The following is an 18,892-nucleotide window of genomic DNA, read 5'->3' as shown; positions in this document are numbered from 1 at the left end:
ATAATGAGGTGATTGAGCTTGGGGTTATTTTCAAAGTGGTTTCAAAAATCAAAACCGAAGGAAAATGATGTGAAAGCTAGAACGCCCCTGACGATTCAAGTAGGGGATATTGTTACTTATGACTTGATGGATTATGAAGTAGTGGGGAAAATCACTTACAAGGATGGTTCTTATAAATGGTTTGCATACCAACTTTTAGAAGGAAGGAATACGGTTTGGCTTTCTGCTGAAATGGACGATGAATTAGAATTAGGTATTTATAAGTCTATATCCTTGTCGGTCGAAGAGCCTTTCCCTCAAAAGCTTGAATTTGAGGGCAAAACCTATCACTTAGAAGAGAAAGGGAAAGCGGAGGTCAAAGGAGAAGGGCGTAGTGAGAATATTGACGGCCGTGTAACCCATTATGGGGATTATAGTGATGTAGATGGTGAGCAATACTTAAGTGTAGAAACATGGGGAACAGAAACAGAAGTAAGCCTTGGGACTTCCGTTGAAGAATATGAGATCAAGATACTTGCGGGTTCATAATTAAAAGGAGGAATTTCTTATGTTTAAACTGTTTAAACGTGTAGGCACAGTGGTTAACTCTGAGTTAAATGCGATGCTTGATAAGGCAGAGGATCCAGTAAAGATGTTAGACCAATTTATGAGAGACATGGAAAAGGATATACGGGAAGCAGAGAGCGCAGTTGCTAAACAAATTGCCAATGAAAAGATGTTGAAAAGAAAGTATGACGATGCACAAGCGCTAGTGGATAAGCGTCAGGATCAAGCAGAGAAGGCTATTGAAGCTGGTAATGAAGACTTAGCTAAACGCGCTTTACAAGATAAGAAAAATCAGCAAGAGCAATCTGAGTCTTTACAGGAATCATGGGAGAGAGCAAGAACGGATTCTGAATCGTTAAGACAAAAGTTAGATGAGATGAAGAAAGAATATCAGGAAATGAAGTTAAAGAAAGATTCCTTGAAAGCAAGGGCTGAATCGGCTAAAACACGCACGAAAATGAATCGTACGATGTCAGGCATTTCTAGCGATGAGTCTAAGCGAGGATTCGAGCGTATGGAAGAGAAGGTTATGAAGTATGAAGCAGAGGCGGAAACAAGCGAAGATTTGTCGAGTGAATCACGTTCCTTGGATGATGAATTTGAAGAATTAGAAAAAGATAGCGTCGATGACGAATTAGCGGAGTTAAAGAAAAAATTAGGGAAAGAATAAAAACATGATTTTATGGCCTGCTTCTAAAGAAGCTGGCCCTTCCTTTGTGAGGGATTTGCAATAGATGGAGGTGAATAATTAATGAGGGGTGTTTTTATTCTTATGATGCTATCCTTTGTTGCTTTGTCTGGATGTAGCCAAGGACTGCAACCGTTTGATGAAGGTGTTGGTGATTCAAACAGCGGGATGTCTGGTTCTCGTACATACACGTTTCCTGAAGAACCTCCTAAAGAAGAGATGCTAGAACAAATAAGTGACATGAAGAATACTTCTCCTGAGGAACTAGTGACTTCAGTGTTTCCACTTTTGGATGTGGTAGAAGGGTCTTCTTCGGATCAAAAAGCTCGTATATACGTTACACAACAGTTTACTATACAAGAATTAGCAACGTCTTTAACCGACGCTTTTCCTCCTGATGAGAAGAGTGAGGTTAATAATGGGAAGCAGATCTTTATTTATCCTGAACACTTCATTACCTTAAAAGAGAGTGAACAAGATGAAGATGCTGTGTTAATTGAACTGGCCAGTGACCGATTTGTAAGAGACAATTATTCACCAAATTATTTTAACGGTTTCTTTGCTTTATGGGTATTAGACGAAGTTCTTGACGTCGATGACTGGGGGAAGAAGCGAAAAAGAATTTGTGCTAGTAGCGGGTGCTATGGAGGTTATTCCAGCAGTAAATACCGCCCAGGTCAGGCAGGAAGTTTGCGTGGATCTAGTGGTCGAGGCGGCGGACCAGGAACAGGAAAATAACCAAAGAAGGGTGATCATTTATGGAGCCATTTTTATGGACGTTTTACTATTTTGTAGTAGCAATCGTAGTGGTTTTTATTGGACTTTTCATATTTGAGAAGATAACGAAACAATATAAGGATTGGGAAGAAATAAAAAATGGAAATACAGCAATCGCTCTATCCATTGCTGGTAAAATAATAGGAATCTGTATCATTTTATCATTTGCTATTTATCACTCGTTACAGCTGATGGATACATTAATTTGGGGAGCGTATGGGGTGTTCTTACAAATGATCGCATATTTATTATTCGAATTCATTACCCGTCGTTTCTCTGTCGAGGACCAGCTTAAAGAAAATAACGTAGCTGTCGGGATTGTCACAATGGGAGTTTCCATTGGGCTTGCTTTTGTAATAGGAGCTTCGATAACCTAGAAATACAAACCCTTCGCTCCCTATGGGGTGAAGGATTTTTCTATTGGGGAGAAGTGGTGAATACTCGAAGCTGAGACACTCTAGTGAGAATGGGGCCGTTATGTTGTTGAGAGCTAGGGGGGCTGGGGAACGACTCGCTTTCCACGGGCGAGCTGTCGAGCCTCCTCGCTCACTTCGTTCACTGCGGGGTCTCGTCGACCTCTTTCTCCCGTAGGAGTCTCCCCGTTCCCCAGCCCCCCTCACTGTATATTGACTAACGGCCCCGCAACTGAGAGTTGCAGTGCTCACTTGTATATGCATATAGCGCGTTTCCGTTATCTTTAATATGGAAAAGGTGGGCCTGGAAACTGCGAGACTCCCGTGGGCAGAAGAGCCAGTCTAGTTCCGGCGTGGAGGACCTAGCGTGATAAGTCATCTTTTTTACAAAGGCTAAACGCCTTTTCCAAAAAGCGGTCTTATCCGTACGGTCCTAGGCACCACGCCTGCACTTTTCAACCTAGGTGAGACCCCGGAGGCCGGCTATGCCGGCTGAGGAGGCTCACCAGCTCCCCACAGGAAAGCGAGTGGTTTCCAGGCCCACCTTACGCTCAATTAAAGTAAACGGAAATATCATTAAGCTGTTAGGGGGATATGTGTGGAAGCTAAGGCGGTGAGGCAGAGTAAGCTTATTTATTGGGCATCTGGGATTGTTTCAATCTGTGGCATTATTTTTGAAGTATTATTCGGAGCGCTTGGGTCGTACATACTAGGAGATGGTGTAAAACAATACACTCTAACGATTTCTCTCTTTCTGACTGGGATGGGAATTGGGGCTTCAGTTAGTGAAAGGATTATGAAAGATTTAATTACGGCTTTTGTTCGTGTAGAGTTTGCGGTGGCCTTAATAGGAGGGTTTTCAAGCTTTCTTATGTTCGGGATCACTGCTTTTGCTCCAGAGGGTTCTGAAGCTTTGTTCTTATATACAGTTACGTTTAGTATTGGTGCCTTAACAGGCGTAGAGCTACCTATTCTAATACGTAAGGCGAATGAAATCGGTGTAGAACTTAATCGTTCCACAGCTCGTGTGTTGTTTTCAGATTATGCTGGTGGGCTAATTGGTGGATTGCTGTTTGCTTTTTATTTACGCCCGCAAATGGGAATGGTGAAAAGTGCGTTTATTGTTGGGGTGATTAACCTTTCTGTTGCTCTATTGATCCTTTGGTTGTTTCGGAAAGAGATTGCTTACTTAAAGACTCATATGGTATCAGGGGTTCTAATAGGACTCCTGCTTATAGCAGGTGTTTTATTCGGGGAAGAAATGGCTTTTTCCTTTGAGCAAAAACTTTATAAAGATCCGATTATACATATGGAAGACACTGCATACCAACGTATAGTTTTGACAAAAGAACAAGGGGACACAAGACTATACCTGAATGGGGCCTTACAGTTTAGTTCATCAGATGAATACCGCTATCATGAAACGCTCGTTCATCCTACGATGGCTAAAGCCTCCTCTACTGAGAATGTGTTACTTCTTGGAGGAGGAGATGGGCTAGCGGTTCGAGAAATACTAAAGTATAAGGAGGTAGAGTCGGTTACGGTAGTAGACCTTGATCCCAGAATGACGGAACTAGCAAAGACCAATTTTCATTTATTGCAATTAAATGAAGATGCTTTAAGCGATGAGAGGGTAAATATCTTAAATAGAGATGCCTTTAAGTATTTAGAGCAAACAGATGATCTGTATGATGTGGTGATTGTGGATCTACCTGACCCTAATAATGAAAGCTTAAATAAGTTATATACATGGGAATTCTATTCCCTGATTCGTAATCACCTTAATAGTGAAGGAGCCATCATGGTTCAGGCCACGAGCCCTGTGTTCGCAAGGTCTGTTTATTGGACTATTTCTGAGACTATCGCTTCAACTGGTTTACATACAAAGAATCTCCACATTGATGTTCCGAGTTTTGGGAACTGGGGCTACGTCCTTGCGAGCCGTACACCGACAAGCATGGAGCAACTTGTCATTAAAGCTCCAACTCGTTACCTAACTCAAGACATGCTTGAGGCACTTACTGTGTTTGGAAAAGATGAGAACAAGGACATTGAGGGTGTTGAACTAAAGCCAAATACATTAATTGATCCTCATTTAATTGAAAAGTATGAACAAGCATGGAAGAACTACTAAACGGGTAAAGGCATAAATGAAGGTACGATTAATCAATAAAAAGGAGAGGTTTTCTGTGAAGGTATCTTACCACGGACATTCTGTTGTGAAAATTGAAACAAACGAACATACGATTTTAATTGACCCTTACATCTCGGAGCAGGAAAACTGCGACCTTGATGCTAGTACAATTGAAGCCGACGTTATCTTATTAACTCATGGTCATAACGATCACGTTGGAGACACGGTGGAGATTGCTAAACGAAATGATTCTTTTGTTGTTGCTCCCTTTGAACTCGCTACTTATTTGGGGAATAAAGGATTAAACACTCACCCAATGTATATCGGAGGAGCGCATACGTTTGATTTTGGTACAGTTAAGTTTACGCAAGCTTTTCATGGATCTTCGTACACAGAAGAAGACGGAACTATTGTTTACACAGGCATGCCAACAGGAATTCTATTCACCTACGATGGGAAAACGGTTTACCATGCAGGTGATACCGGGTTATTTAGCGATATGAAGCTGATAGGTGAACGAAACGATATTGATTTAGCTTTCTTGCCAATTGGTGATAATTTTACAATGGGGCCAGAGGATGCAACACTAGCTGCGGAGTGGCTTCAGGCTAAACATGTTGTACCTGTTCATTACAATACGTTCCCGCTCATCGAACAAGACGGTGAAGCGTTTGCTGAAGGGATAAAAGGTGGAGCTGGAAAAGTTATGGAGATTGGTGAATCACTAACACTTTAGAAATAAGGATGGTAAGAGCCTGTGTTATTAAATAACACAGGCTCTTTTTGTGGTGTGGATCTGTTTTTCCTGCATCATGTTCCGTCTCTTTATTTCATATAATTAGGACAAGAACACGGAGGAGGAGAATCAGATGAGGCAACATGCATTATTAAGATTATTATTAGCGTGTTTTCTGTTTTATGTAGCTTGGCCTTCCGTACAGGTACAGGGTAGTGGGGTTGCATCCTATTTTTGGATGGCTTGGCTTGTTTTTTTGTTTATGGCAATAGGAGCAAACCTGGCGATTCTATTAAATTTGCGGGCTCAGCTTGTGTATAGAGAAGAAGAAGTGGAGGAAGAAAAACAGTTTTCTCTTGGTAAAAATTGAAGCCATGATTGTTCATCTGTATAATAACACTAAGAAGGATTATGACTAGTACAGTTTGTATAGTTCGGAAAGCATGGTGAATTAGATTGGCAACAAAGCATGAGCAAATATTAAACCATATAGACTCCCTATCAATTGGAACCAAGATTTCTGTTCGAGGCATCGCTAAAGCTTTAGAAGTAAGTGAGGGAACAGCTTACAGGGCGATTAAAGAAGCTGAAAACCAAGGTCTGGTAAGTACGATCGAACGAGTAGGGACGATACGGATTGAAAGGAAAAAGAAAGAAAACATCGAGCGTCTCACATTTGCTGAGATTATCAATATCGTGGATGGTCAAGTGCTTGGTGGAAGGGAAGGATTGTATAAGACACTAAACAAATTCGTTATTGGAGCGATGAAATTAGAAGCTATGATGCGTTATACCCAGGCTGGCTCATTGTTGATTGTTGGGAATCGAACGAACGCGCATGAATTAGCCTTGAAAGAAGGAGCTGCCGTACTGATCACTGGTGGATTTGATACAGAAGACCATGTAAAACGTCTTGCAGATGAGAAGCAACTCCCCATCATTTCAACAAGCTATGATTCATTCACAGTAGCTACTATGATCAATAGGGCCATTTATGATCAGTTGATTAAGAAAGAAATTGTTCTTGTCGATGACATTTATACCCCATTTGAGAACTCTTACTATCTTCATCCAGACGATCCAGTGAGTAGATGGCATGAATTTAACGAAGAAACAATGCATAGTCGTTATCCTGTTATTGATCAACACTTGCGGGTAGTGGGAATGGTAACGTCAAAAGACGTGATAGGTAAAGAATCCACCCTTTCAATCGATAAAGTGATGACAAAGCAACCTATGACGGTGCAAACGAAGACCTCTCTTGCTAACGCTGCTCATATGATGGTATGGGAAGGTATTGAGATTATGCCAGTAGTTGATGCGTACCATAAATTCAAAGGGATTATCTCAAGACAAGACGTATTAAAGGCGTTACAACAATTACAACGTCAACCTCAAGTTGGAGAAACCATTGATGATTTAGCTACAAGCCAACTCCAAGAAACGTCAGATCTGCTTGACCAAACCATTTATGAAACTCGCGTAACGCCGCAAATGACTAATCAATTAGGGACCTTGTCGTATGGAGTATTTACCTCTCTTGTGGTAGATGCAGGTAGCCGCTTATTACACCATTATAAAAAAGGAGATCTTGTAGTAGAGAATATATCAATTTACTTTATAAAACCTGTTCAGCTTGATAGTTCCCTTGAAATAAAACCACGTGTTTTAGAAGTGGGGAGGAAGTTTGCTAAGGTTGATGTAGAAGTCTTTAATGAGAAAGTATTAGTAGGGAAAGCGATGCTGATGGCTCAGCTAATTGATCGCTAAAAAAGTACCCGGTCTCCTATCGGTTACATAAGGACAGCGGGTACTTTTTATTAACTATTGCGTTCTTTTAGTTGTTTCCCATAAAATCGGGTTGTTTTATATCCATAGATGAATTGAGCGCCACCTACGATGATAAATACAATGGTAATATAAAGGGCTAATTTCGTTTGATAAACGATATACACGTTCATAGAAACGGACACCATAAATAATCCAAGAGCAATTCGTGCTTTAGAATTGGTATAGACTTGTTTTAATGGGTCTTCGCCTAAGCGTAGAATCTGCACTTTGTAGAGTAGATACATCGCTAAAGAAAGTACGATAATAATCGGGATAATCACCATGTGAATCGACCTTTCGCCAAAAATGTAAGACTATTATTATTGTAACGATATTGGTAAAGTTATGCTACCGCTTTTTAAAGCGGTATGGTTAAATAGTACATAAAAGTATTTAAGAAGGAGATCTGTTCATGAGTAAAGCCGAAGTATTTCAATTGATTCAAGAGTATCAAACTATTATTATACATCGACACGTGCGTCCGGATCCTGACGCTCTTGGTTCCCAAGGTGGCTTAGCCGAAATCATTCGAGCTTCTTTCCCTGAGAAAGCCGTTTATCTGGTTGGAGATGAAGATCCATCTCTTACTTTCTTGGCCGAAATGGATTCTATTGAAGATAATGCATTCGATGGTGCTCTAGTCATTGTGTGCGATACTGCCAATCAGGCTCGAGTGGACGACCAACGTTATACAAAAGGGGACAAGATTATAAAGATTGATCATCATCCGAATGTTGACCCATACGGGGACGTGCGCCTTGTTGATACGGAGGCGAGTTCAACTTCTGAATTGATCTATGAGTTTTACACCACTTTTAAAGAGAACGGTTTAAAAATGACAGATGAAGCAGCACGCTTAATTTATGCGGGGATCGTCGGCGATACAGGGAGATTCTTATTCCCAAGCGCAACAGGTAAAACGTTCAGCTACGCTGCTGAACTTGTTATGTATAACTTTAACAGACCTGCATTATACGATCAGTTATATACTACAGAGCATGCGATTGCCAGGTTAAAAGGATATATTCTCCAAAACTTTACTGTAGCTGATACAGGGTTAAGTACGGTTAAAATTACTAGGGATATTTTAGATGAATATAATGTAACACCATTACAGACATCTGCTCTTGTTGGTACTCTCGGTGATATTGAAGGGGTCTTAGCGTGGGCAATCTTTGTTGAAGAAGAGGATCAAATTCGCGTCCGATTACGCTCGAAAGGTCCAGTGGTAAATGAAATTGCGGCTAAATATAACGGCGGTGGTCACCCTATGGCTTCAGGCGCGTCTGTTAAGACGTGGGCCGATACCGATAACGTTGCTGCCGACTTAAATGAGGTTTGTATTCAATACAACACCCCCCAGTAATCTAATAAAAGTCTGGAGATGATCATCTCCAGACTTTTTGAATGATCTTATTTATTATGATTGGGATGTAACTTAGCCAGAACAAAAAAGCACGCCCATTCCAGTTTGGGGTGCTGAACCATTTTGGTTTATTTCATTTAAATTATAAGCCTGCAAAATTGGAAGGTTGAATTCTATGTGGGCATCTTGTTTGTTTGAGGACTCGATTACAGTTGTGCTAATTGTTCATCAGAGGGTGCAGTAGTATTCTTTTGGGGGATAAACCAACAACCGCTATCCGTTTCATCCATTAAAACAGAAATTTGACGGTTTTTTATTTCGCGTTTTACTAATCGAATGAGTTCTCTAGATTCAGCGTAGGCTGTTTGGCCTTTGGTAAGACGATCTAACTTATCTTCTACCATACGCTTTCGGTTCATGATTAACATGTTCCTCACCCCTTTAATTGTCGTGATGTGTTCCTATCTTTATTGTATTAAAATTCGGGTAATAACACTATAGATTTCAGAATTTTTCACAAATTGTTCATTAGTTTTTGACGAATTCAATCTTTAGACTCACTTTAAAAGTCGGAGCAATTACCAACCGCTCAACCTTAACTTCATATGTTGAATCGTCCACTTGGTAGCTCCTGTTTTCTATGGATGAATAGATTAAACTAGTGTTCTCTGATAATGTTGAAATGTTTTGCCCGATCATGTCAGGGAGTTGCTTTCTTACCATATCCCTTAACTTATATACGCTGAGACGGTCTAGTTTGTGCTCAGAAAGTAATTTTTTTTCATTTATAAAATTAATTTCAATACTTTGAACGGTAATTGATTTCTTTTGCTGTTCGTTTAATTCCTCTTTATCTTTATTTAAAATCTCATAATTATCCTCTAGTGTAGTTAGCTCGCTTTGTAATCGCACGTTTTCTTCTATTCGTTGTTCCATTAGTGTTCCATACATAAATAAGAAAACGGCAAAGGCTAATATGGCACCTATAAAAACTCCCGCAAAAAATCTCTGCCAACTTGTATTCTTGTAATAAGGAGGTATATGCATTAAGATACCTCCTCTTGAATAAGCCATTCAATAATCAATAAGGCTGTTTGGACCCCACCCATTGCCGATAAAATCAGCAGGATTTGTTTAAAGATATCGATCGTAGATCCATCATAAAATCCTTTTTCAAAGTTTGTAATGGCATCGAAAGTACCTCCAATGGCTGCTACTATGGCCCATATACGAAGGCTTTTAGCCAGTCTTGCCATATAAGTGAAGGGGGCTTCCCCGGCAGCGAAAGCTCCGATCGTCCCGATTAAAGTGCCACCGATCATAACCCCGAGTGCTATGAAATAGTACTGAAAAATTGCTGCAAAGAACCGTTCTTCCATACAATCCTCCCCTCTAGGATGGTACAACCTGCCTTATAGTAAATGTATGGAGAAAAAAGACGTAGTATGCCATCGTTTCGTTTAAGAGGGATGTTGCGCTATAATGAATAAAAGAATTTGACCATGAGGCGGTAGTTAATATGGATTTTGTTCACCTACAAGTACGTAGTGGATATAGTCTGATGAGAAGTACTAATACAATAGAAAAGTTAGTGGCAACAGCAAAGGAGAAAGGTTTTACATCTTTGGCTCTTACAGATGAAGGGGTCATGTACGGAGCGGTATCCTTTTACCAAACATGTATGAGGTATGGGGTGAAGCCAATTTTAGGTTTAACCGTTCATGTATTCTGCGATGGTGGTACAGAAGAACTTGTGTTGCTGGCGAAATCAAATCGCGGATATGAAAAATTAGTAGAGTTGAGCAGTTATCTTCAAATGAGCGAACAAGAAGCGTTGGATCGAAGGGAGATAAATGCTTATACAGAAGACTGTATTGGAATATTACCTTTATATAATTCTTCCCTTCATCCGCTTATTCTTCATAATGAAGAGCATCGGTTAAGTGAATCTTTGAGTAATTGGAAGGATGACTTTGAAGATGGTGATTTCTACATAGGAGTAGAGGATCATGGCTTAGAAGAAGAACGACACCTTCACGTTGCTCTTGAGGAAGTGATGCCAGAAGGAGTTCCGATGGTTGCGTTGCAAGATGTGTGGTATTTAAATGAGGATGATGTGTATGCCTATGATTGTTTACAATCTATCCGTTCGAATACCAAATGGGATGGGCACCCCTCAACTGATCAAAAGCATCATCACTTTAGGTCTTCTAAAGAGATGTACAATCTTTTTGGTGAGTGGAAACCTGAACTTCTGACCCAAACGAGGAACATAGCCGACCGATGCAATATTTCGTTATCGTTTGATCGAATGATGCTTCCAAGCTACCCTGTCCCGACAGAGGAGACATCTGATCAGTATTTAAGGTCTCTTTGTGAACAAGGGCTGGGACACCGATATGGTGAGCCCTCCCAGGAAGTCAGGAAACGATTGGATTATGAGCTGAGTGTAATTGAGTCGATGCAGTTTAGTGATTACTTTTTAATTGTTTGGGACTTCATGGCATATGCTCGTAAAGAAAAAATCATGACAGGACCAGGCAGGGGTTCAGCAGCTGGATCTCTAGTAGCTTACTTACTATATATAACAGATGTAGACCCGATTAAATATGGTTTGTTATTTGAACGTTTCTTAAACCCTGATCGTGTCACTATGCCGGATATTGATATCGATTTTTCTGATGTCAGACGAGATGAAGTCATTCAATATGTGGCCGAGAAATACGGGGCAGAACATGTTGCTCAAATTATAACGTTCGGCACGTTTGGGCCTCGCTCTGTTATTAGGGAACTCATTAAAACCATGGGGATTGATCAACAAGAAGCCGCATACTTAATGAAATTCATCCCTCAACAATCTTCAGGTTCTATAGTTGAGATTGTTCAGGATTCCACCGAATTAAAAGAATATATTCAAGGGTCAGATACGCTAAAGCGGTTATTTAGAATTGCAACAAGGCTTGAAGGGCTCCCGCGTCACGCATCGACCCATGCAGCAGGTGTGGTGATTAGTCAGAAGCCTCTTATGAAGAATGTACCTTTGACAAGTGGTCACGACGGCGTACCACTTACGCAGTTTGCTATGAATGAATTAGAAGCAATCGGCTTATTGAAAATGGACTTCCTTGGTCTTAGAAACTTAAGTCTCATTGAACGAATGACTGAATCGATTAAGAAGAAGGAGTCAGTCCTTGTAACGTTTGATTCTTATTCAGACCCGGCTACGTTCTCTCTCCTTCGAAACGGAAAAACAACGGGCGTCTTTCAGCTAGAATCAAAAGGAATGCGTGATGTTCTAGAGCGTTTACAGCCATCACACTTCGAGGATATTGTAGCTGTAAACGCCCTTTATCGGCCAGGTCCAATGGAATTTATTCAGACCTATATTAATCGAAAGCACGGAAAAGAAGAGGTGACGTACCCTCATCCAGATTTACAACCGATTTTGCATAAGACTTATGGAGTTCTTGTATATCAAGAGCAAATTATGCAAATTGCTCATACGATGGCAGGTTTCTCTTTAGGGCAAGCGGACATACTTCGACGTGCTGTTAGCAAAAAGAAAGAACAAGCCATTTTGGAACAAAAGAATGCATTTATTAAAGGGTGTACGTCGAATGGGTATACAACAGATGTTGCACAAGAGATGTTTCAATGGATTATAAGCTTCTCAAACTACGGTTTTAACCGCAGTCATGCCGTAGCATACAGTGTCATATCCTATCAGCTGGCATTTTTAAAAGCCCATTATCCAGCCTATTTCATGGCAGAGTTGATGAGCTCAGTTTCTAGTGATCGAATTCAATCTTATGTCAATGAAGCAAGAGAGCTATCGGTACCAATACTATCCCCTTCTGTTAATAGAAGCTTTGGGAAGTATACAGTAGAGCGCGGGTCGATACGTATTGGTCTTGGGAGTATTAAAGGAGTAGGGAGAAATGCTTTAAAGGAAATTATCCAGGCTCGTAAAGAGAAGCCTTTTAAACATTTATTCGACTTCTGCAGACGGGTGTCACTTACAGTCGTCAATCGCCCCGTGATCGAGTCTCTCATTCTGGCAGGTTGTTTTGACGATACAAATAATAATCGAGCCTCTTTGTTAGCTAGCGTTGATCATGCTATGGAACAAGGTGAACTATTCAGCGAAACGAATGAACAAGAATCCTTTTTTATGGAGGAAATTGAACTTGGCCCTTCTTATATTGAAGTAGAACCTTTCTCGAAAATGAAGCAGCTAGGGATGGAACGAGAAGTGCTAGGGATGTATATTTCTTCTCATCCTTTAGCTTCCTACCGGGAACAGTTGAGGGAGAACGGTTTCTTATCGCTTCGAGAAGCGAGTAAAGCAGCTCGTAAAAAACAACTGAAAGCAAGTGTAGTCATACAAGAATTAAAAGTGATCCGCACAAAACGAGGCGATCCCATGGCCTTTTTAACGCTAGGGGATGAGCAAACAGAGATGGAAGCGGTCGTATTCCCAGATCTATTTAGAGAAGTGCGTCAGTGGCTTGATGAGGAGCTGATTGTTTTTATAGTAGGGAGGATGGAAGAAAGGAACGGAAAACTTCAATGGATCCTGGAGCAAATTGGGCCTTTTAAGGAAGAAGAATTGGTGCAACCTTCATCAGATAGCCGAAGGTTGTTTGTGAAAATTCCAGATGAGAAAGATTCAACCCTAAAAAAGGTCAAGGAGATTGCGACTCAGTATCCAGGAAGAGTTCCGATCATTGTTCATTACCCGGTTCGAAAGGAGACTTATCAGTTAGGGGTTTCGTATGCCATCGAACCAAAGCAAGAAGCCATTAAACTTTTAGAGGAAGAAGTAGGAGGGGCGAATGTTGTTTTGAAATAGCGCCATTTGTGCTTTTCTTGGTGAAGCCCCTTGCGCTTTTCTTGTCTAGCTCCGGCTCCTAGCCCCTAGCGTCATAAGCAATCTAACTCCAGTGGCCTTCTGCCACTTCCGTTAGCTTGCTTATGCGTACGGGGCTGAACAGTCGCCTGTGCTTTTCCTCTTTACACAACATAGCCATTTGTTATAATGAAGTAGGTTAGTGGTCAGACCACTTTGTGAAGGTTTTTACAATACGTTTTTTTACAAAAAGGAGCGGGTTTTGGTGACGAATTTACGTGAAGAGGCACTTCATATGCACCGAGTTCATAAAGGGAAGCTTGCGACGCATTCTAAGGTTCCTGTTAAAAATAAAAATGATTTAAGTTTAGCTTACTCTCCAGGGGTGGCTGAGCCTTGTAAAGAGATCTACGACCAGAAGGAAGCGGTCTATGATTACACGATGAAAGGGAATATGGTTGCTGTTGTTAGTGACGGTTCTGCTGTGCTTGGTTTGGGCAATATTGGAGCAGAGGCATCTTTGCCAGTTATGGAAGGGAAAGCTGCGTTATTTAAAAGTTTCGCAGGTGTTGATGCGTTTCCAATTTGCCTAGGGACGAATGATGTGGATCAAATTGTACAGACTGTTAAATTAATGGAACCAACCTTTGGCGGAGTGAACCTTGAAGATATTGCTGCTCCGAATTGTTTCATTATTGAAGAACGTTTAAAGAAGGAAACGAATATTCCTATTTTTCACGATGATCAACATGGTACAGCGATTGTGACTGTAGCTGGTTTAATGAACGCGTTGAAGCTATCAGGTAAGAAATGGTCTGATATTAAAGTAGTGGCAAACGGTGCTGGTGCTGCTGGCATTGCGATCATTAAGCTCCTTTACCATTTCGGTGTTCGTGATATTATCATGTGTGATTCAAAAGGGGCCATTTTTGAAGGCCGCAGTTATGGCATGAATGACGTTAAAGATGAGATTGCTAAGATGACGAATAAAGATCGCAAAGAAGGCGAGCTTTCTGATGTTATGCAAGGAGCAGATGTTTTCGTAGGGGTATCTGTGGGAGGATTACTTTCTAAGGAAATGGTTGAGAATATGAATGAGGACCCAATTATTTTCGCCATGGCAAATCCAGAACCTGAAATCATGCCAGAAGATGCAAAAAATGCTGGGGCAAGCGTTATTGGGACAGGCCGTTCTGATTTCCCTAATCAGGTGAACAATGTTTTAGCATTCCCTGGTATCTTCCGTGGGGCTCTTGATGTACGAGCTACTAGAATTAATGAGAAGATGAAGATTGCTGCTGCTGAGGCAATCGCTTCTTTAGTAAGTGAAGAAGAACTTCATGCAGACTACGTTATTCCTGCTCCATTCGATTCAAGAGTAGCCCCTGCTGTTGCAGCGGCTGTAGCTAAAGCTGCTATGGAGTCAGGTGTAGCTCGTCATCAGGTTGACCCTGAAGAAGTCGCAGAGAAAACGCGTCAGCTTGCTTTAATTGATGAAGATAACGAATAGGTTTTGAAGTGCGCAATCTCTTATAGGATTATGATCAAAGGAGTGAGCCTGATCCGTGACAATACCATCTAAATCTAAAGTGTACGAAGAGGTATTGAAGGAAATCAGACGCTTAATCGATCTAAATAAACTCTCACCAGGAGATAAGCTTCCATCAGAACGAGAACTCTCAGAACAGTTGGGCGCTGGACGCTCTTCTGTTCGAGAGGCTCTCCGTGCGATGGAGCTTTTAGGTTTAATTGAAACGAGAAGGGGAGAGGGGACATTCTTAAGTTCTTATCGCCCTTATCATATGGTTGAGATCTTGTCTGCTTTTATACTTCAAGAAGCGAAAACGAAAGAGAATTTAAAGTCCACGAAACAATTAATTGAGAAAGAAGCTTCTAAAATTGCTATGCATCATTTAAGTGACCAGGATTTTCAAACATTAAAAGAGCATGTACGGCTATTTGAATCTGGCTCTGAAACGTTTCATTATGACTTTTTTTATACGATATTTGACGTTGGGGAAAACCAACTATTACTTAAAATATGGCGCTTAATGGAAGAGTTTTCGCGTACATTCCACAAACCCGTTTACGATATAGATTTATATAAAGCACTTATTGATGCCCTTCAAGCCAAGGACGACAAACGGATAGAAACACTCTGTGCACAACTCTATCAGGAGAAAATGTCGAAATGATCAAGACAAAATTCTACAACACTTTTTACAAATTTTCGTTAAAGTGAAAAGGTAGACAGGCTTTATATGTCCTAAAGGAGGAATCACCTTGCTTAAAGATTTTTTTAGCAAGAAGAAAAAGTACGCATCCATACCTCGGGAAGAAGCAAAGCAAGAGATCCCCGAAGGATTGATGCAAAAATGTCCTAATTGTCATAAAATCTTTTACCGTAAAGAATTGAAAAAGAATTTAAATGTCTGCCCAAACTGTTCTTTCCATCACCAAATGACAGCGAAAGAACGAATTGATAGTTTGTTTGATGAACATACTTTCGAAGAATGGGATCAAAATATCATAACTGAAAACCCACTAGGCTTTCCTGATTACTTAGAGAAGGTAGAGAAAGACCGTGAGAAAACGGGTCTGAACGAAGCTGTTGTGACAGGTAAAGGTAAAATGCAGGGATTTGAAACGGCTTTTGCTGTTATGGACTCTCGCTTTCGTATGGGAAGCATGGGATCTGTTGTGGGAGAAAAAATCGCTCGAGCGATTGAAAAAGCGAAAGAGCAACAGATTCCATTTATTATATTTACAGCCAGTGGTGGTGCTCGGATGCAAGAAGGTGTTTTAAGCCTGATGCAAATGACGAAAACCTCTATAGCTATTAAACGATTTAGTGAGGCGGGAGGTCTAATGATCTCTGTAATGACCCATCCTACAACAGGTGGTGTTTCAGCAAGCTTTGCTTCAATTGGAGATTATAACTTTGCAGAACCTGGCGCTTTAATTGGGTTTGCGGGCCGTAGAATTATTGAACAAACGATTCGGGAGGAACTTCCTGAAGACTTTCAAACAGCAGAATTTCTTTTAAAGCATGGTCATCTGGACCAGGTGATTGAGCGTCAAGATATGAAAGAAGTTCTAACTACTCTGTTGGACATTCATGAGGGAGGTGCCAAGCCATCGTGAAACAGGTTTTAGAGTTCGAGAAACCAGTTATGGAGCTAAGGGAGAAGATTGCAGAATTAAAAAAATTCACAGCAGAAAGTGACATGGATTTAACTTCTGAAATCGAAACCTTAGAACAACGTTTAGTAAAGCTAGAAGAAGACGTTTATGGAAACATGAAGCCCTGGGATCGCGTTCAAATGGCTCGTCATGCAGAGCGTCCGACGACATTAGACTATGTGAAAGAGTTGTTCACTCATTTCTTGGAGTTTCATGGTGATCGTTTATACGGTGATGATGAAGCAATTGTATCTGGTGTAGCAAAGTATAAGGACAAACCTGTCACAGTAATTGGACACCAACGTGGTAAAGATACAAAAGAAAATATTAGACGTAATTTCGGTATGCCTCATCCAGAAGGGTATCGGAAAGCTCTGCGTCATATGAAGCAAGCTGAAAAGTTTAATCGCCCAATCATATGTTTTATTGACACGAAGGGCGCTTACCCTGGTAAAGCAGCTGAAGAGAGAGGGCAAAGTGAAGCCATCGCACGAAACTTGATGGAAATGGCGGGCTTAAGAGTACCAATTATTTGTATCGTTATTGGCGAAGGTGGAAGTGGCGGAGCTCTTGCGCTAGGAGTTGGCGATCGGATTCATATGCTTGAAAACTCAACTTACTCCGTGATCTCTCCAGAAGGTGCCGCTGCTCTTCTTTGGAAAGACTCGGGCTTAGCTCAAAAAGCTGCAGAAACGATGATGATAACGTCTTACGATTTGAAGAAGCTCAAAGTTGTGGATGATATTATCCCTGAGCTAAAAGGTGGAGCTCATCGGGACGTGGCTGCTCAAGCAGCAGAGATAGATCAAGTTCTACATCAGTCCTTACAGGAGCTTTACGATTTACCGAAAGAGGAATTACTTGAGAAGAGATGGGAAAAATATAAGCAGATTGGAGACTACACAACATTGTAGTCTTTCTGTAGGATGGGGGTGTCTGATGAGGCGTAACTTCTTAGGTAACGTTACAGTCTTGCGTAGAAAGGCACCCCTTTTCTTATTTTGAAAGGTTCTCTTTTGCCCATTATCGACAAATTTCATGAAGCATGGTAAAGTAAGTTCTTGTCTACTGACTTATACACGTGATGATTCGCTTAAAGTATTGGTTTTGAAAGAGAAGATCCATCTAAATTGAAACCTACATTTAGTTTAAATACCCTTTCTTTATGTAAAAAGGGTTTTAGATATATGATACATATGGGAATACTGTTTTCAGAAGATTCCTGATGTTGAAACTTTTATTCAAGGTAGGTTTATGGTTGTCAAACGAACGGTTTAGCAGTATCTTTGAATAGGGAGAAAGCTACACACGTTTCGACAATATATGAATCATACTTACTACATTCAGTGCTATTAAAACATTGATCGTTATACGAGGTGATTACAATGAAAAAAATAGGTGTGTTAACTAGTGGGGGAGATGCTCCCGGAATGAACGCTGCAATACGTTCAGTTGTTCGTAAAAGTATCTACCATGGTATCGAAGTTTATGGAATCTACTATGGATATCAAGGGCTAATTGACGGTAATATCGAGAAGATGGAACTTGGTTCAGTTGGTGATATTATCCAACGTGGTGGTACGATGCTTTATACCGCTCGTTGCGATGACTTCAAAACACCAGAAGGCCGTCAAAAAGGTATTGACCAGTTAAAGGAACACGGTATTGAAGGGTTAGTTGTCATTGGTGGTGACGGCTCATTTATGGGTGCTAAGAAACTTACAGAAGCCGGTTACCCATGTATTGGTGTACCTGGTACAATTGACAACGATATTCCTGCTACTGATTTTACTATTGGTTTTGATACAGCTCTAAATACTGTAATTGAGGCCATTGATAAAATTCGTGACACTGCTACATCACATGAGCGTACTTATGTTATCGAAGTAATGGGAAGAGACGCTGGTGATATTGCTCTTTGGGCTGGATTAGCAGATGGAGCTGAAAGTATTATTATTCCTGAAGTGGATGATAACTTTGAAGATATTGTCGAACGTTTAAAACGTGGCCATGAACGTGGCAAGAAACACAGTATTATTTTAGTAGCTGAAGGTGTTGGGTCAGGCTTTGATTATGGTCAACGTATCGAAGATGCAACTGATCTTGAAACGCGAGTTACGGTTCTTGGACACACTCAACGCGGCGGATCACCAACAGCGTATGATCGTGTGTTAGCAAGTCGTTTAGGAGCGAAGGCTGTTGATCTTCTTATTGAAGGAAAAGCTGGACGCATGGTTGGGATTCAAAGCAATAAGCTAGTTGATCATGACATCATCGAAGCCCTAAACACGAAACATGAACTTGATTTAGACATGTATAAGCTATCTCAGGAATTATCAATATAGAAATATCCTCGAGGGCTGTGGGAAC

At 40.8% G+C, this 18,892-nt stretch carries 19 protein-coding genes; 15 read left to right on the top strand and 4 right to left on the bottom strand.

The window, feature by feature from the left end; genetic code table 11:
* Positions 1-18: 18 nt before the first annotated feature.
* From ACYX4O_RS15435 to ACYX4O_RS15400, 8 genes are all read left to right on the top strand, one after another.
* Positions 19-528, top strand: a complete 510-nt coding sequence (locus ACYX4O_RS15435; RefSeq protein ID WP_476351969.1) for a DUF4178 domain-containing protein — start codon at positions 19-21, stop codon at positions 526-528.
* A gap of 19 nt (positions 529-547) precedes the next feature.
* Positions 548-1,216 carry a PspA/IM30 family protein gene (locus tag ACYX4O_RS15430; protein ID WP_476351967.1) on the top strand — a complete coding sequence of 223 codons (669 nt, stop codon included), beginning with the start codon at positions 548-550 and terminating at the stop codon, positions 1,214-1,216.
* A gap of 81 nt (positions 1,217-1,297) precedes the next feature.
* The gene (locus ACYX4O_RS15425; protein WP_476351965.1) at positions 1,298-1,972 is read left to right on the top strand and encodes a DUF4247 domain-containing protein; all 675 of its coding nucleotides are present in this window, start codon (positions 1,298-1,300) and stop codon (positions 1,970-1,972) included.
* A gap of 20 nt (positions 1,973-1,992) precedes the next feature.
* The gene (locus ACYX4O_RS15420) at positions 1,993-2,388 is read left to right on the top strand and encodes a DUF350 domain-containing protein (RefSeq protein WP_476351963.1); all 396 of its coding nucleotides are present in this window, start codon (positions 1,993-1,995) and stop codon (positions 2,386-2,388) included.
* 634 nt (positions 2,389-3,022) lie between these two features.
* Positions 3,023-4,558, top strand: coding sequence for a polyamine aminopropyltransferase (locus tag ACYX4O_RS15415; protein WP_476351961.1), 1,536 nt, complete (start codon positions 3,023-3,025; stop codon positions 4,556-4,558).
* Between the two features lie 55 nt (positions 4,559-4,613).
* On the top strand, positions 4,614-5,294 hold the full coding sequence (locus ACYX4O_RS15410) for a metal-dependent hydrolase (RefSeq protein ID WP_476351959.1): 681 nt from the start codon (positions 4,614-4,616) through the stop codon (positions 5,292-5,294).
* Between the two features lie 133 nt (positions 5,295-5,427).
* Positions 5,428-5,664, top strand: coding sequence for a hypothetical protein (locus ACYX4O_RS15405; protein WP_476351957.1), 237 nt, complete (start codon positions 5,428-5,430; stop codon positions 5,662-5,664).
* Between the two features lie 86 nt (positions 5,665-5,750).
* Positions 5,751-7,064 carry a DRTGG domain-containing protein gene (locus ACYX4O_RS15400; RefSeq protein WP_476351955.1) on the top strand — a complete coding sequence of 438 codons (1,314 nt, stop codon included), beginning with the start codon at positions 5,751-5,753 and terminating at the stop codon, positions 7,062-7,064.
* Positions 7,065-7,114: 50 nt separating this feature from the next.
* On the opposite strand, the gene ACYX4O_RS15395 is transcribed toward ACYX4O_RS15400, so the two are convergent.
* A complete protein-coding gene (locus tag ACYX4O_RS15395; RefSeq protein WP_476351953.1) occupies positions 7,115-7,408 on the bottom strand; it encodes a YtpI family protein in 294 nt (97 codons plus the stop codon).
* Between the two features lie 128 nt (positions 7,409-7,536).
* On the opposite strand from ACYX4O_RS15395, the gene ACYX4O_RS15390 reads away from it, so the two are divergent.
* Complete coding sequence (locus tag ACYX4O_RS15390; RefSeq protein ID WP_476351951.1) at positions 7,537-8,490, top strand: DHH family phosphoesterase; 954 nt, start codon at positions 7,537-7,539, stop codon at positions 8,488-8,490.
* 206 nt (positions 8,491-8,696) lie between these two features.
* Here the strand turns inward: ACYX4O_RS15390 and ACYX4O_RS15385 are convergent, their stop codons facing one another.
* The 3 genes from ACYX4O_RS15385 to ytrH form a co-directional block, all read right to left on the bottom strand.
* A complete protein-coding gene (locus ACYX4O_RS15385; protein WP_476351949.1) occupies positions 8,697-8,918 on the bottom strand; it encodes a YtzJ family protein in 222 nt (73 codons plus the stop codon).
* Between the two features lie 100 nt (positions 8,919-9,018).
* Positions 9,019-9,537: a sporulation membrane protein YtrI gene (gene ytrI, locus ACYX4O_RS15380; protein ID WP_476351947.1), complete on the bottom strand. Its 519-nt coding sequence runs from the start codon at positions 9,535-9,537 to the stop codon at positions 9,019-9,021.
* The gene (gene ytrH, locus ACYX4O_RS15375; RefSeq protein ID WP_188654377.1) at positions 9,537-9,869 is read right to left on the bottom strand and encodes a sporulation membrane protein YtrH; all 333 of its coding nucleotides are present in this window, start codon (positions 9,867-9,869) and stop codon (positions 9,537-9,539) included. The genes ytrI and ytrH overlap by 1 nt, the downstream gene beginning before the upstream one ends.
* A 140-nt stretch (positions 9,870-10,009) precedes the next feature.
* On the opposite strand from ytrH, the gene dnaE reads away from it, so the two are divergent.
* The 6 genes from dnaE (at position 10,010) to pfkA (ending at position 18,867) form a co-directional block, all read left to right on the top strand.
* The gene (dnaE, locus tag ACYX4O_RS15370) at positions 10,010-13,342 is read left to right on the top strand and encodes a DNA polymerase III subunit alpha (RefSeq protein ID WP_476351944.1); all 3,333 of its coding nucleotides are present in this window, start codon (positions 10,010-10,012) and stop codon (positions 13,340-13,342) included.
* 292 nt (positions 13,343-13,634) lie between these two features.
* Entirely contained in the window at positions 13,635-14,849 is a 1,215-nt protein-coding gene (gene ystJ, locus ACYX4O_RS15365) for an NADP-dependent malic enzyme (protein ID WP_476357158.1), read from the top strand.
* Positions 14,850-14,904: 55 nt separating this feature from the next.
* Positions 14,905-15,534, top strand: coding sequence for a FadR/GntR family transcriptional regulator (locus ACYX4O_RS15360; protein WP_476351942.1), 630 nt, complete (start codon positions 14,905-14,907; stop codon positions 15,532-15,534).
* 88 nt (positions 15,535-15,622) lie between these two features.
* Complete coding sequence (accD, locus tag ACYX4O_RS15355) at positions 15,623-16,483, top strand: acetyl-CoA carboxylase, carboxyltransferase subunit beta (protein ID WP_476351940.1); 861 nt, start codon at positions 15,623-15,625, stop codon at positions 16,481-16,483.
* Positions 16,480-17,436: an acetyl-CoA carboxylase carboxyl transferase subunit alpha gene (gene accA, locus ACYX4O_RS15350; RefSeq protein ID WP_476351938.1), complete on the top strand. Its 957-nt coding sequence runs from the start codon at positions 16,480-16,482 to the stop codon at positions 17,434-17,436. The genes accD and accA overlap by 4 nt, the downstream gene beginning before the upstream one ends.
* A 471-nt stretch (positions 17,437-17,907) precedes the next feature.
* A complete protein-coding gene (gene pfkA, locus ACYX4O_RS15345) occupies positions 17,908-18,867 on the top strand; it encodes a 6-phosphofructokinase (RefSeq protein ID WP_476351936.1) in 960 nt (319 codons plus the stop codon).
* Positions 18,868-18,892 lie beyond the last annotated feature (25 nt).

The organism is Pontibacillus sp. ABV4_188 (genome assembly GCF_056311905.1).
Note: the sequence above shows the minus strand (reverse complement) of the source record. Positions and strands in the feature narration are given on the sequence as shown.

Excerpts from the sequence above, each read along its gene's own strand:
- ACYX4O_RS15430 (WP_476351967.1), top strand. The coding sequence starts at position 548 with ATGTTTAAACTGTTTAAACGTGTAGGCACAGTGGTTAACTCTGAGTTA.
- ACYX4O_RS15425 (WP_476351965.1), top strand. The coding sequence starts at position 1,298 with ATGAGGGGTGTTTTTATTCTTATGATGCTATCCTTTGTTGCTTTGTCT.
- ACYX4O_RS15420 (WP_476351963.1), top strand. The coding sequence starts at position 1,993 with ATGGAGCCATTTTTATGGACGTTTTACTATTTTGTAGTAGCAATCGTA.
- ACYX4O_RS15405 (WP_476351957.1), top strand. The coding sequence starts at position 5,428 with ATGAGGCAACATGCATTATTAAGATTATTATTAGCGTGTTTTCTGTTT.
- ACYX4O_RS15395 (WP_476351953.1), bottom strand. The coding sequence starts at position 7,408 with ATGGTGATTATCCCGATTATTATCGTACTTTCTTTAGCGATGTATCTA.
- ACYX4O_RS15390 (WP_476351951.1), top strand. The coding sequence starts at position 7,537 with ATGAGTAAAGCCGAAGTATTTCAATTGATTCAAGAGTATCAAACTATT.
- ACYX4O_RS15385 (WP_476351949.1), bottom strand. The coding sequence starts at position 8,918 with ATGTTAATCATGAACCGAAAGCGTATGGTAGAAGATAAGTTAGATCGT.
- ytrI (WP_476351947.1), bottom strand. The coding sequence starts at position 9,537 with ATGCATATACCTCCTTATTACAAGAATACAAGTTGGCAGAGATTTTTT.
- ytrH (WP_188654377.1), bottom strand. The coding sequence starts at position 9,869 with ATGGAAGAACGGTTCTTTGCAGCAATTTTTCAGTACTATTTCATAGCA.
- dnaE (WP_476351944.1), top strand. The coding sequence starts at position 10,010 with ATGGATTTTGTTCACCTACAAGTACGTAGTGGATATAGTCTGATGAGA.
- ystJ (WP_476357158.1), top strand. The coding sequence starts at position 13,635 with ATGCACCGAGTTCATAAAGGGAAGCTTGCGACGCATTCTAAGGTTCCT.
- pfkA (WP_476351936.1), top strand. The coding sequence starts at position 17,908 with ATGAAAAAAATAGGTGTGTTAACTAGTGGGGGAGATGCTCCCGGAATG.